The 13452-nt window shown below is 71.1% G+C and carries 9 protein-coding genes; 2 read left to right on the top strand and 7 right to left on the bottom strand.

Annotated features, from left to right (window positions below; genetic code table 11):
- Positions 1-259: 259 nt before the first annotated feature.
- Positions 260-1561: a lipopolysaccharide biosynthesis protein RfbH gene (gene rfbH / locus ACFXOM_RS19560; RefSeq protein WP_384942669.1), complete on the top strand. Its 1302-nt coding sequence runs from the start codon at positions 260-262 to the stop codon at positions 1559-1561.
- 87 nt (positions 1562-1648) lie between these two features.
- Here the strand turns inward: rfbH and ACFXOM_RS19555 are convergent, their stop codons facing one another.
- The 5 genes from ACFXOM_RS19555 to ACFXOM_RS19535 all read right to left on the bottom strand — a co-directional run bounded on the left by ACFXOM_RS19555 (position 1649) and on the right by ACFXOM_RS19535 (position 7469).
- The gene (locus ACFXOM_RS19555) at positions 1649-2878 is read right to left on the bottom strand and encodes a macrolide family glycosyltransferase (protein WP_385038605.1); all 1230 of its coding nucleotides are present in this window, start codon (positions 2876-2878) and stop codon (positions 1649-1651) included.
- 101 nt (positions 2879-2979) lie between these two features.
- Positions 2980-3987: an NAD-dependent epimerase/dehydratase family protein gene (locus tag ACFXOM_RS19550; RefSeq protein WP_384942665.1), complete on the bottom strand. Its 1008-nt coding sequence runs from the start codon at positions 3985-3987 to the stop codon at positions 2980-2982.
- Positions 3987-4988, bottom strand: a complete 1002-nt coding sequence (gene rfbB / locus ACFXOM_RS19545; protein WP_384942663.1) for a dTDP-glucose 4,6-dehydratase — start codon at positions 4986-4988, stop codon at positions 3987-3989. The genes ACFXOM_RS19550 and rfbB overlap by 1 nt, the downstream gene beginning before the upstream one ends.
- 99 nt (positions 4989-5087) lie before the next feature.
- A complete protein-coding gene (locus ACFXOM_RS19540; RefSeq protein WP_384942661.1) occupies positions 5088-6155 on the bottom strand; it encodes a glucose-1-phosphate thymidylyltransferase in 1068 nt (355 codons plus the stop codon).
- Between the two features lie 66 nt (positions 6156-6221).
- Positions 6222-7469 carry an activator-dependent family glycosyltransferase gene (locus tag ACFXOM_RS19535; protein ID WP_384942660.1) on the bottom strand — a complete coding sequence of 416 codons (1248 nt, stop codon included), beginning with the start codon at positions 7467-7469 and terminating at the stop codon, positions 6222-6224.
- A 407-nt stretch (positions 7470-7876) separates the two neighbouring features.
- Between ACFXOM_RS19535 and ACFXOM_RS19530 the strand changes: the two genes are divergently transcribed.
- Positions 7877-9103, top strand: coding sequence for a cytochrome P450 (locus ACFXOM_RS19530; protein ID WP_384948818.1), 1227 nt, complete (start codon positions 7877-7879; stop codon positions 9101-9103).
- 29 nt (positions 9104-9132) lie between these two features.
- Here ACFXOM_RS19530 and ACFXOM_RS19525 read toward each other — a convergent pair whose 3' ends face one another.
- Positions 9133-9336, bottom strand: a complete 204-nt coding sequence (locus ACFXOM_RS19525; protein ID WP_384942656.1) for a ferredoxin — start codon at positions 9334-9336, stop codon at positions 9133-9135.
- A gap of 175 nt (positions 9337-9511) precedes the next feature.
- On the bottom strand, positions 9512-13452 hold a 3941-nt coding region (locus tag ACFXOM_RS19520), incomplete at its 5' end, for a type I polyketide synthase (RefSeq protein ID WP_385038602.1).

Raw genomic sequence — 13452 nt, 5'->3', positions numbered from 1 at the left:
CCGCCCCGCCCGCGGGTCCGGTGGTGCCGCGCGGCACACCCTCTATGGCACTCCCTAGACTTCGCCGACCCTACTGGCACCGCCCGGTCCCGGCGTGCTGAGCTGATGACCCCGATCAGCCGACCGGTGACGGGAACCGGTGTACCGCGTGGCCGTGACACGCCGTCGGCCTGTCGTACTCAGCGCCGCGACCCGCGGATCGCACCCCCCGCGGCAACGCGACGATCACCCGCAGGACACTCACAGGAGGCGGCAGCCGATGGGGTACAGCAAGAGCGACATTCTGGATCAGGTACGCAAGTACCACCAGGACGATGTCGCGGCCGAGTTTGTGCCCGGGGTGACGCCGGTGGCGGCGTCCGGCGCTGTCCTCGACGAGGAGGACCGGGTCGCCCTCGTCGAGGCGGCCCTGGATCTGCGGATCGCGGCCGGCACCAGTTCCCGCCGGTTCGAGCGGGCGCTGGCCCGGTACTTCGGGCTGCGCAAGGCGCACCTGACCAACTCGGGTTCCTCGGCCAACCTGCTGGCGCTCAGTGCGCTGACTTCACACCAGCTTGAGGACTTGCGGCTGCTGCCCGGCGACGAGGTCGTGACCGTGGCGGCGGGTTTCCCCACGACGGTCAATCCGATCCTGCAGAACGGCCTGGTACCGGTCTTCATCGATGTGGAGCTCGGCACGTACAACGCCTCGCCGGAGCGGATCGCGGAGGCCATCGGTCCGCGCACCCGGGCCATCATGATCGCCCATGCGCTCGGCAACCCCTTCGCCGTCGAGGAGGTCGCCGGGATCGCCGCCGACCGCGGGCTGTTCCTCATCGAGGACAACTGCGACGCCCTCGGCAGCACCTACCGGGACCGACTGACGGGGACGTTCGGGGATCTGGCCACGGAGAGCTTCTACCCGGCCCACCACATCACCATGGGCGAGGGCGGCTGTGTGCTGACCGACAACATGGTGCTCGCCCGCATCGTGGAGTCACTGCGGGATTGGGGGCGGGACTGCTGGTGTGAGCCCGGTGAGGACAACCGGTGCTTCAAGCGGTTCGAGCAGCAGATGGGCACCCTGCCGAAGGGCTACGACCACAAGTACATCTTCTCCCACATCGGCTACAACCTGAAGTCGACGGACCTGCAGGCCTCGCTCGGGCTCAACCAGTTCGGCAAGATAGGGGAATTCGGTACCGCCCGGCGGCACAACTGGGCGCGGCTGCGCGCGGGGCTGGACGGACTGCCGCATCTGCTGCTGCCCGAGCCCACCCCGGACAGCGACCCGAGCTGGTTCGGCTTCGTGCTCACGGTGCTGGACAGCGCGCCGTTCTCGACGGCGGAGCTCATCGACCACCTGGAGTCGCGCCGAGTGGCCACCCGGCGCTTCTTCGCAGGCAATCTCACCCGCCACCCGGCCTACCTGAACAGCCCGTTCCGGGTGAGCGGGCCGCTGACGAACAGTGACATCATGGCCGAACGGACCTTCTGGATCGGGGTCTTCCCCGGGCTGAGCGACGAGATGATCGACCACAGCATCCGCAGCGTCACCGAGTTCGTCACCCGCCGCACCTGACGGGCCCGGCGGCCGACGGGCGCCCGACACGCTCAGGAACGTGCCGGGCGCCCGCGGTCCGGGCGCGGGCGGGTCGGCCCGGACGATTCAGGCCCCGGAGACGGACGGGGTCAGCTCGTCGGCCCACTGCTCCAGCAGGTCGGCGGCCCGCACCGCGCCCCCGGCCCCGCGGACGTGCGCACGCATCCGCGCCATCCGCTCCGGTGTCCCGGGGTCGGTCACGATCTCCCGAACTGCCGCGGCGAGGGTCTGCGACGTCAGCTGGTCCCGGTCGATCCACCGGCCCAGCTTGAGTTCGGCCAAACGCCGTGCGGTCAGGGCGAGCTCGAAGGTCTGCGGAACGGCGATCAGCGGTGTGCCGAAGTACAGCGCTTCCATGACGCTGCCCATGCCCGCGTGGCAGACCAACAGATCGGCGTGCGGCAGAACCACGGGGTGCGGCAGCCACTCGTGGACCTCCACGTACGGCGGCACGGGCCCGAGCCCGGCGATGTCCCTGCCTCGGCCCAGGGTCATCACCACGTGCCAGTCGTCCCCGTCGAAGGCGTCCAGACAGGTGCGGAAGAAGTCGCGCTGCCGGTTGGACTCGGTGCCGAGCGAGACCAGTGCCAGCCGTCGGTCGTCGCCGGGCGGCGCCCACGGAACGGCGGCGCCGTCCTCGACGACCGAGGGGCCGACGAACGCGAAGCGGTCGTCGAAGCTCCCGCCCTCGATCTGGAACTCACGTGGCTGGAACACCACGTTGCGGTCGTCCCATTCGGCGAGGAAGCGGCCCAGTTCCTCTGGGGCGAGGCCGTGGTCACTGGTGAAGCGCATCAACGCCTCGCCTCCCTCGCGCATCGAGGGGTCCTCGGGGTCGAGCATCTGGGCCCGCATGGAGAACGTCTCGTTCGACGCGTGGCTGGGGCTCAGCTGCACGGTGGTGGTGCAGCCCAGGAGGTGTGCGGCCATCCGGGCGGCCGCGAACGACTCGAAGTCGTAGAGCACGACGTCGGGTACGTCGGATGCGAGGGCGGCCACGGCGAGCGGACAGACCGTGTCCATCGTCTCGACCAACAGCTGGTAGCCCTCGGCGGCCAAGCGGGCGGCGCTCGGGTCGGGCACCTTGCCGAACGCACCACGCCGGGAGGCGTACCCCACTGCCCGGGCGCCGGCCCGCTCGACCAGTTCGGTGTAGCGGTGGTCGACGACGTAGGTCACCCGGTGGCCGCGCGCGACGAGTTCACGGGTCAGGCCGAGCGTCGGGTTGACGTGCCCGAAGTCGGCGAAGACGAAGACGGCAACATGCCTCTGGGATACCACTCGGGACCCTGACACTTCCACACCTCTGCTCGCTGCTCTACCGGAGCGGGACCAGGAGCCTTCGACATCAGCCGAGCCCCTGCTGCCACCGTAGCGACGGATGCCTAGGGTTTCTGCTAATGCTGCGCCGGCGACGAGACCCCGAGGGAGACGGGCTGGGCGCAGGCCTCCCGCCACAGTTCCCGGGCCGAGCTGTCGAGGCTGTGGCGTGCCGACCAGCCGAGCAACCGTTGGGCGGTGTCGGTCGCCACCTGCATCCAGTCCAGGCCGGTATGGGTCCGCACGCCCGCCCCGGCTCCCTCGACGATCCGGGCGGGTCTCCCGCTGGCCTCGATGAGCCGCTCCACCATCGTGCGCACCGGTACCGCCTCGCCGCGCCCGACGTTGATGACCTGCCCGTCGACGGGCAGCGATGCCGCGGCCAGAACGGCGTCCGCGGTGTCCCGGACGTCCACGAAGTCGCGGCTCGCCCGCAGCGGACTGACCCGCACCACCGCCTCCTGCCCGGCGTCCGCGGCACGCAGTTGGGCGGCCACCTGTCCGAGCAGGCTGCTCGGTGAGGTGCCGGCCCCGATCACGTTCGACAGCCGCAGCACCACCGCATCCGCCCGCCCCTCCCCGGACGCCGCCAGGACCGCCTGGGTGCCCCGTAGTTTCGACTGTCCGTACGGCGTGGTCGGCCGGGTCGGTGCCTGCTCGTCCAGGGCCGTCCCGGGTGGGGGCGGGGCGTACTCGAACACCGACCCGAGGTGGACCAGGCGAGGGCGCCAGGAGGCCGCGGCGATCGCCGCCAGCACCGTTTCGACCAGGGTGTGGTTGGCCTGGCGCATGGTCTCCTGCGCGCGGGACCACACGGCTCCGGCGGCATTGACCACAGCATCGGGTCGCTCGGTGTCGAGGAGACGACTGAGGGCGTACGGTCCGTCGCCGACCAGGTCGAGCGGCACGCAGTGCGCGGCGCCGGTGCCGAAGGGGCGGCGGGCCACGTGCAGCGGCTCGCCGCCGGCCGCCCGGACCGCGGCGGACACCTGTCGGCCGATGAATCCGCTCGCGCCCAGTACGACCACCCGGCGTACCGGGACGTCCGGGTCCCGGTCCGTTCGCGGCGTTTCACTGCGGGCCATCAGCGCGTCCCGGCGAGCCGCGTGGCGCGCTGCTTGAGCGGCTCCCACCAGTCGCGGTGGTCGCGGTACCAGGCGACCGCTTCGGCCAAGCCTTCGGCGAAGTCCTTGCCCGGCTTGTAGCCCAGCTCGTCCTGGATCTTCCGCCAGTCGACCGAGTAGCGCCGGTCGTGACCCTTGCGGTCGTCGACGTACTCGATCATGTCGGGCGACGCCCCGCAGGTGGCCAACAGCAGATCGGTCAGTTCCCTGTTGCTCAGCTCGGTGCCGCCGCCGATGTTGTAGACCTCGCCGGGCCGACCGCCGGTGCGGACCAGTTCGATGCCCTGGACGTGGTCGTCGATGTGCAGCCAGTCGCGGACGTGCAGGCCGTCGCCGTACAGCGGGACCTTCTTGCCGTCCAGGAGATTGGTGACGAACAGCGGGATGACCTTCTCCGGGAACTGGCGGTGCCCGTAGTTGTTGGAACAGCGCGTGACCCGTACGTCGAGGCCGTGGGTGCGGTGGTAGGCGAGGGCGATCAGATCGCTGGAGGCCTTGGAGGCGGCGTACGGCGAGTTGGGGTTGACCGGCTGGGTCTCCGAGCAGGCCCCCGTGGCGATCGAGCCGTAGACCTCGTCGGTCGAGACGTGGACGAAGGTCTGCAGTCCGTGCCGGAGCGCGGCGTCGAGCAGGACCTGGGTGCCCAGGACGTTGGTGCGCACGAACTCGGCAGAACTGAGTATGGAGCGGTCGACGTGCGACTCGGCCGCGAAGTGGACGACCTGGTCGTGGGCGGCGATCAGATCGCCGACCAGCGCTTCGTCACAGATGTCGCCGGGCGAGAAGCGGAAGCTGTCGAGGTGGCGGACCTCATCGAGGTTGGCCATGCTCGCCGCATAGGTGAGGCTGTCGAGCACGGTGATCTGGATGTCGCCAGGCCCGAAGGGTCCCAGGAGCGTACGGACGAAGTGCGAACCGATGAAGCCGGCGCCGCCGGTCACCAGGATTCTCGTGGGGCTCATCGAGGTTGTGGCGCGGGGCCTGGGAGCCAGGCGTGGAGCGCCTACCCCCTTCCGTTGTTCGGTGCGGGTGGGATCTGTCGGGCGGCCTCGCGGGCGGCGTCAGGACTGGATGTGGACCTTCGCGTGGTCGCCGATGACCAGCCGGTGAGCCACCGGACGCTGTGGGGCGAGCGCCACCTCGGCGTTGCGTCCGACCAGTGAGGCTTCGACCCGGCGCACGCTCTCGAACGACGAACCGCGTAGCACGATCGAGGAGGCCAGTTCGCTGTCGTGGATGCGGCAGTCCTCCGCGATGGAGGTGGACGGGCCGATGTAGGAGTCGGTGACGACGGTGCCGGCACCGATCACGGCCGGCCCGACGATGCGTGACCCGCGGACCGTGGCGCCGGGGCCGATGCGCACCCGACCGAGGACCTCGCTCGCACTGTCCACGGACCCCTCGATGCATCGGTCCTGGCTCTCCAGCAGCATGCGGTTGACCTCGAGCATGTCGACGACGCTGCCGGTGTCCCGCCAGTAGCCGGACAGCTCACCGGAGCGGACGTCCTGTCCCGCCTCGACCATCCACTGCACCGCGTCGGTGATTTCCAGTTCGCCGCGCGCGGACGGCCGGATGGCCCGCACCGCCTCGTGCACCGCGGGGGTGAAGAGGTAGACGCCGACCAGTGCGAGATCGCTCTTGGGGTGCTGCGGCTTCTCCTCCAGGCCCGTGACCCGGCCCGTGGCGTCCAGTTCCGCCACCCCGAAGGCGGTGGGGTCGGGGACCCGGCTGAGCACGAGCTGCGCGTCGGGGCGCTCCTTGCGGAAACCCTCGACGAGATCGGTGATGCCGCCGGAGATGAAGTTGTCGCCCAGGTACATCAGGAAGTCGTCGTCGGCCAGGAAGTCGCGGGCGATGACGACGGCGTGCGCGAGGCCGAGCGGGGCGCTCTGCGGAATGTAGGTCACCTGCAGGCCGAACTGCGAGCCGTCGCCGACCGCCGCGCGGATCTCCGGCCCGGTGTCGCCGACGATCACACCGACGTCGATGATGCCGGTCTCGGCGATGGCCTCCAGCACGTAGAAGAGGATCGGCTTGTTGGCGACCGGGACGAGTTGTTTGGCGGAGGTGTGGGTTATGGGCCGCAGGCGCGTACCAGCGCCTCCCGAGAGCACAAGAGCCTTCACGGTTTCCATCCAGGGGCGAGTGGTGTCAGGGGAAGGGCCTGTCGGTCGCCGGCCGACGCGGCCCGGTCATCGGTCCGCGACCAGTTGCTCCAGTGTGGCGACCATGTCGCGCGGACTGGGCATCGCATCGGACTCGTCGCGCAGTCGCTGTGCGGCGGTGGCGAAGCCAGGGTCGTCGAGGATCTGCAGGGTGTGACGGAGTACCAGGTCGGGGGTGACCTCGCTGTGGTGGGCGAAGATCCCCGCGCCGGCGCGCGCCAGGGACCGGCCCCGCCACTCCTGGTCGGCGACGTTGGTGGAGAGGGCGAGTTGCGGTACCGCGTTGATCAGGGCGGTGGCGTAGGTTCCCCAACCGCCGTGGTGGATGACGGCCGAGCAGCTGGGCAGCAGGGTGTGCAGCGCCACGCCGTCGACGGCGCGCACGTTGGCGGGGACGTGGACGAGCTCCGCCCGCTGCTGCGGCAGGAGCGCGGCGACAACCTCGATGTCGAGCGCGGCCAACGCTCCGAGGATGTCGGGAACGGAGACGAAGTCGCCGCCGTACGCTTCGGTGTTGCTGGTTCCGAGGGTCACGCAGACTCTCGTCCGCTTGGGTGCCTCGCGCAGCCACGGCCACCACACCGCGTCCCCGTTGTACGGGACGTAGCGCATGGACAGTGACCGCAGCGTGGTGGGCGGACGCAGGCTCGGCGGCAGGGTGTCGAGGGTGTACTCGCCGTTGATCAGCTCTTCGTCGCAGGAGACGCCGAAGGGAGCGCCCCGCTCGTCGAGCCAGTCGGCAAGCGGGTCCACCCGTTCCTCTGGCGGGGCCTGGCCCATCAGGCTGAGGTAGGTCTGCCGCGCCCTGCCGTACACGTCGGCGCACCACAGCAACCGCACGTGGACGGCGTCGCAGGCGCGGGCGGCCAGGGCTCCTGCATAGCAGAGCGGGTCGCGGATGACCAGGTGCGGCCGCCAGCTCTTCGCCAGGGCGGTCATCTCCTCGATGACCGGCTCGTTGTAGAGCGCGAAGCCGTAGGGGACGCTGATCTCGTAGCGGCTGCGGAGGGCCGGCCAGTCCACTTCCTCCGGTCCCAGCCTGCTCCAGTTGGCGACGTCCTGGTCCTGGGATTCGGGGGCCAGCTTCATGGCCTGGTGGAGTTCGTGGTCACGACCGACGGGGGCGGCGACCAGGCCGGTGCCGGTGACGATGTCGGTGAGTGCCGGGGAGTTCGCCATGCGCACGTCGTGTCCTGCCGCGGTCAACGCCCAAGCCAGCGGCACCATGGAATACAGGTGCGACTTCTCGGACAGTCCGGCGAACAGCACGCGCATGGGGGTCCCCTCTCGATCGCGCACAGTTTGGGTGGCCTCGACATGACCGCCAGGCCCGCATGCACGGCCAGAGCGTGGACGGTGTCGATGCTCATCCTGTGGTCTGCGACAGTGGCCTGCGGTACCGCGCCGCCAGGGTCTGGGGATTCCTCCAGACAATGGCGGCCCGGCCCGCTGCCGTTTCCCGCGCGCCCACGGTGGGCCGGTCCGCGCCCCGTCGGTGGCCGTCGGGCACGCGCCTCCTCACTGCCCGGTCCGAGGCTTCGGAAATCCCTAGAACTTCGCCGCGTTCCTTTCCGGTGCCGCGTTGCCGTGCTGAGCTTCGGTCCTATCTGTGAAGAGTGGTTTCGACGGCAGGGCGCGTGCTGCGGGTATGCGACCGGGCCGGCGCGAAAGGGGAATCAGCGGTGCCGCAGAACATGTCGAACGTCCTCCCGAACGTGCCGCATCCGCAGTGGGCACCCGGCCCGGAGGTGGTTCAGCCTCCGACGGTGGAGCCGGACGGCGGGGCGACTCTGCTGGCCTGGATGCGCCGGATGCGCAACGAAAGCCCGGTCTGGCGGGACGAGTCGGGGAATGCCCACGTCTTCAGGCATGCGGACGTGGTGCGCATCATGGCGGATCCCGGGTTGTACTCCTCCGACACGGTGGGGCGACTCAGCGGCGGCGAGACTCCCAGCGGAGTCCTCCTGCTGCTCGATCCGCCGCAGCACGGCAAGCTGCGCCGCCTGGTCAGCCGGGCGTTCACCAGCCGGCTGATCTCCGAACTGACCCCGCAGATCACCACTCTCACAGAACAGTTGCTCGACGCGGTCGACGGTGACCGGTTCGATCTGGTCGACGCGGTGGCCAATCCGCTGCCGGTGATGGTGATCGCCACGATGCTGGGGGTGCCGCTCTGCGACCAGGACAAGTTCCAGGCGTGGGGCGAGCAGTTGCTGGCCACGGATGCGGCGGACCCGGAGAGCGTTCGGCGGATGGAAGTGACCGGCGAGGAAATCTCGGCGTACTTGCAGGAGTTCGTCGATGCCCGCCGGCGCACCCCGCACGACGACTTGATCGGCACCCTGGTCCAGGCGGAGGTCGACGGGCAGCGGCTCTCCGACGACGAGATCGTCAGCTTCGCCACGCTGCTGCTGCTGGCGGGCCACATCACGACCTCGGTGCTGCTCGGCAACGTCCTGCTGTGCCTGGACAGCGCGCCGGAGCGCTGGGCGGCACTGCGCGCGGACCGGTCCGGGGTGCCCGCGGTGATCGAGGAGACACTGCGCTGCCGCCCGCCGTTCACCCGCGTCGAACGGGTACCGACCCGTCAGGTGGAGATCGCCGGGGAGGTCATCGAGCCGAACACCCTCATCCACCTGTGGCTGCTCTCCGCCAACCATGACGAACAGGTCTTCGACGATCCCGCGGCCTTCGTGCCGGAGCGGTCCAACTCCCGGCAGACGGCGTTCGGTCACGGCATCCACTACTGCATCGGGGCTCCGCTCGCCCGGCTGGAGAGCCGCGTCGTGCTGGAGCTGATGTTGGACCGCTTCCGCACCGCGCGGGTGGACGCCAGCTCCCCGCTGTCGTTCCACGGCAGCAACGTCTTCGGCGCCGAGCGGCTGCCGCTGGTGGTCCGGCGCGCGTGAAGTCGCCGTGACCTCCCTCGCCGCACCGATCAGGAAGCCGCGGGATCCACCCTGATGGCCCGCGACGGACACAGCTGCTCCGCCTCTTCCACCTCGTCCGCCCACTGCTCGGGCGGCTCGGCCATCCGCAGCACGACGCGTCCGTCGTCCTCGTGCTGTTCGAAGACCTCGCCGGCGGTCATGGCGCACATCCCGGCGCCGACACACCGGTCCCGGTCAACCGTGATCTTCATTGTGTCTCCCTCGTTTCGTGGCCCGCGGCCTCATCGTGTGGGCCTGTGACCATGGTGTCGGCTGTGCGGCACACCGCCGACGGTCACCGGCCGGATCTGGTGAATCGCCCAGACAATCGCCCGGGGCCGTGCGCCCCGGGCGTCCGTACGACTGTCGCAGGCAGCTGTGCGCCGCTCATCGCTGCGTGTTCCGCTGCGGTCCCGGTAGGGCCTCCGTCCAGGCGGCGACGGTCTTGGCGGTGGAGGCCGCGTGGTCCTCCATCATCGTGAAGTGGTTGCCCGGCACCTCGGTCACGGTGTCCGCACCGTCCCAGGATGCCTGCCACTCCTCCGGTGCGAGAGGCGCCCCCTGCCCGGCGCTCACCGGTGGCTCGCTGGAGCGCACCAACAGCACCGGGCAGGCCAGCCGGTCCGGTGACCAGGCGCCGACGACGTGGATGTACCAGCTCATCGCCGTGAGCCGGTCGGCGTCCATGTGCGCGAACAGGGACTCGCGGTCGAACATTCCGCCGATCATCTCTCCGGCGAACCGGGTGAAGGGCGAGTCCTCGCGCGGCAGATAGGTGTCCAGCAGCGCCACCCCGACGGGCGGTGTCCCCGCCTTCTCCAGGTGGTGCGCCACGGCGAGCGCCAGGATGCCGCCGGACGACGAGCCGAGCAGCACGAACGGGCCGCCGTCCGCGCACCGCAGCACCGCCTCGGCCTGCAGCCGTACGACCGCGTCGAAATCGGCGGGCAGGTGCTCGTCCCTGCCGAAGCCCGGGGTGGGCAGCGCCCAGACGTCGCGTGTGCCCCGGTAGGCGGAGGCGAACCTGGCGTACTGGTGCACCCCGGCGAGCGCCACGTACGAGCTGAAGCAGATCAGTGCCGGCTCGGCCGTGTCCTGGGTGGCGCCGCCACGCGCGAGGCGTACGGGAGTGCACTGGGCCCCGGCGTCCTGCGGCGCGTCGAACGTCGGCCGTAGCCGGGCGGCGGCCTGCAGCAGCGCGAACCCCTCTTCCACCCGTCCCGATTCGCAGGCTCCCCGGAAGAGGGCGCCAAGGCCGTCCTGCGCCCGCGCCGTCGCGGACGGCCCGTCGTCGGACCCCGTGGCCCGGGACTGCGGGACGTCGCCCGCGGCCAGTTCCTCGCCCAACCGGGCGGCGAGCTCCTGGGGGGTCGCGACGTCGAACACGAGGGTGGGCGGGAGGCGCAGGCCGGTAACGGTGCCGAGCTGGTTGCGCAGCTCCACGGCCGTCAGTGAGTCGAAGCCCAACTCGGTGAATTCGCGGTCCGGTTCGACGTCCTCGGGCGATCCGTGGCCGAGGACGGAAGCGACCTGACGCCGGACGAGATCCACCAGCAGCGGGTCCCGTCCGTCGGGTCCGGCGGCCGTGAGACGTGCGAACAGATCGTCCTTGTCCGTCGCGGACGCGGAGACCGTGCGCCGGGGCCGGCCGGGAGCGGCGCCGCCCAGCAGTGCCGCCTGTCCGCCCCTGCCCAACCCCACGGTGACCAGGGCGGGATCGCCCGTCGCCAGTGCGGCGTCGAACAGCGCGAGCCCGTCGTCGGCGGAGAGCGGTCGCATCCCGCCGCGGGCCATCCGCATCCGGTCGGTCTCGGCGAGCCCGGTGGTCATCCCGCCTTCCGCGGCCCACAGACCCCACGCCAGGGATGCGGCCGGCAGCCCATGGGCCGCCCGGTGTGCTGCCAGACCGTCCAGGAAAGCGTTGGCAGCTGCGTAGTTGGCCTGCCCCGCCGAGCCGAAGGCGCCGGCCGCGGAGGAGAAGAGCACAAACGCCGACAGGTCCTGATCAGCCGTCAATTCATGGAGCAGCCATGCGGCGTCGGCCTTGGGCCGCAGCGTCCGGTCGATCCGCTCCTCGTCGAGGGCGGTCAGCACACCGTCGTCGACGACGCCCGCGAGGTGCACGACGGCGGTCAGCGGGTGGTCTGCCGGGACCGCTTCGAGGAGCGCCGTCACATCCGCGCGCTCGGCGACATCGCAGGCGACCACGGAGGCTTCCGCTCCCTCCGAGGCCAGCTCCGCACAGAGCTGCGCCACACCGTCGGCCACGGGCCCGCGGCGGCTCGCCAGCAGGAGGTGCCGCACGCCGTGCCGGACGACCAGATGACGCACCAGGAGCCGTCCGAGCGCACCGGTGGCACCGGTGACCAGCACCGTCCCCTCCTGATCGAACGGGGACGTGGGGACCCGTGGAGGCTCGACGCGGGCGAGGTGCGGCAACCGCAGCTCACCGGTCCGCAGCACCGCCTGCGGAAGGGCCGCGGCCACGGCGTCGGCGAGTGCGCCGCGGGAAGCCTCGCTGTGGTCGATGTCGAGCAGCCACAACCGCCCGGGGTGTTCCCGCTGCGCGGAACGGACCAGACCGCACAACGCCGCGCCCGCGAGGTCGCTGACGTCCTCCCCGGGCGTGGCGGCGACGGCACCCCGGGTGACGAGCACCAACCGGGATCCGGCGAACCGCTCTTCGGCAAGCCACTGGCGGCAGGTGGCGAGGGTGGTGGCGAGCACCCCCCGGACGTCCGGGACGGCCTCACCGGCTTCCGGGGCGCACACCAACAGCACGGTGTCGGGCATCGTCATCCCCGTACCCACCGCGGCCGCCAGCGCATCGAGGTCGGCGTACGACTCGGTGTGCACGCCCGCGCCGTCCAGCGCCTCCGTGATCCCGGCGTCCGCGGATCCGCCGCTCGTGACGCCGACCGGGCTGCCGAGCACGACCCACCGTGCGGCGGCCGAACGTGCGGGCGGGGGAGCGGCGGCCACCCAGTCGATGCGCATCGGTGCATCCGGCCCGGGGTGGGGGGTGGCGGACATCTGCTCGGGAATCACCCTGCGCAGGGTGAGCGCGTCGGCGGTGACGACGGGCCGCCCGGAGACGTCCGTGACCAGCACCGAGAAGGCATCCGCCCGGCCCTCGGCGGGCGCCAGACGGACCCGCAGCGCATCGGCCCCCTCGGCGTGGAACGTCACCCCGCTCCAGGCGAACGGCAGCATAGGCGCACTGTCCACCGCACCGCCGTCCCCCACCTCACCGGCGTCCCGCCCGTCGACGAGCAGCGTCTGCACGGCCGCATCGAGGAGCGCGGGGTGCAGCGTGAACCGTGCGGCGTCGGCGCGGTACGGTTCGGGCAGGGCGGCCTCGGCGTACAGCTCCTCGCCGCGCCGCCAGACCCGCCCGAGCCCCCGGAACGCGGGCCCATAGGCGAACCCGTTCTCGGCGAAGGCTTCGTACCACTCCCCCGTGCCGACCGGCTCGGCGCCCTCGGGCGGCCAACTTCCGGGCATTTCCACCCCGTTCGGCGGCGTGGTGGTCAAGGTGCCCTGGGCGTGCCGGGCCCACGGCGCGGCGTCGTCCTCTTCCACGGGCCGGGAGTGCACGGTGAACGACCGGCAACCGGCGTCGTCGGGTGCGCTCACCGCGACCTGCAGTTGGACCGCGCCGTGCTCCGGAAGGACCAGTGGCGCCTCCAGGGTGAGTTCGGCGAGGTGATCGCACCCGGTCCGGTCACCCGCGCTGACGGCCAGGTCGAGGTACGCGGTCGCCGGCAGGATCACCCTGCCCAGCACCGCATGGTCGGCGAGCCAGGCATGGGTGGCCAGGGACAGCCGCCCCGTGAAGACCACGGACTCCGCACCGGCCACGGTGACCGCTGCACCGAGCAGCGGGTGACCGGCCGCACGCAGTCCCACGGCGTCGAGATCCCCGGCCGTGGCCACGGCGTCCCACCAGTAGCGCTTCCGCTGGAAGGCGTAGGTCGGCAGGTCGACGCGGCGAGCTCCGGGAAACAACGCAGGCCAGTCGATGCCGGCGCCCGAGGTGTGGAGGGCGCCGACCGCGGCCGTGATCCCGAGCGTCTCGGGACGGTCCTTGCGGAGGGCGGGGACGAGCGTCCGATCGCTGTCGAGGCAGCCCTGTGCCATGGCGGTCAGGGTGCCGTCCGGCCCGATCTCCAGGAACCTGGTCACACCCTGCTGCTCCAACCACCGCACACCGTCGGCGAAGCGCACTGCTTCGCGGACGTGGCGCACCCAGTAGTCGGGGGACATCAGCTCCTGCGGTGTGGCGAGGGTGCCGGTCACGTTGGAGACCACCGGGATGCGTGGCTCGG

This window comes from Streptomyces sp. NPDC059169, assembly GCF_042755225.1.
GTDB lineage: Bacteria > Actinomycetota > Actinomycetes > Streptomycetales > Streptomycetaceae > Streptomyces.
Note: the sequence above shows the minus strand (reverse complement) of the source record. Positions and strands in the feature narration are given on the sequence as shown.

Coding starts and splice junctions, on each gene's coding strand:
- rfbB (WP_384942663.1), bottom strand. CDS start 4,988: ATGAGCCCCACGAGAATCCTGGTGACCGGCGGCGCCGGCTTCATCGGT.
- ACFXOM_RS19550 (WP_384942665.1), bottom strand. CDS start 3,987: ATGGCCCGCAGTGAAACGCCGCGAACGGACCGGGACCCGGACGTCCCG.
- ACFXOM_RS19525 (WP_384942656.1), bottom strand. CDS start 9,336: ATGAAGATCACGGTTGACCGGGACCGGTGTGTCGGCGCCGGGATGTGC.
- rfbH (WP_384942669.1), top strand. CDS start 260: ATGGGGTACAGCAAGAGCGACATTCTGGATCAGGTACGCAAGTACCAC.
- ACFXOM_RS19535 (WP_384942660.1), bottom strand. CDS start 7,469: ATGCGCGTGCTGTTCGCCGGACTGTCCGAGAAGTCGCACCTGTATTCC.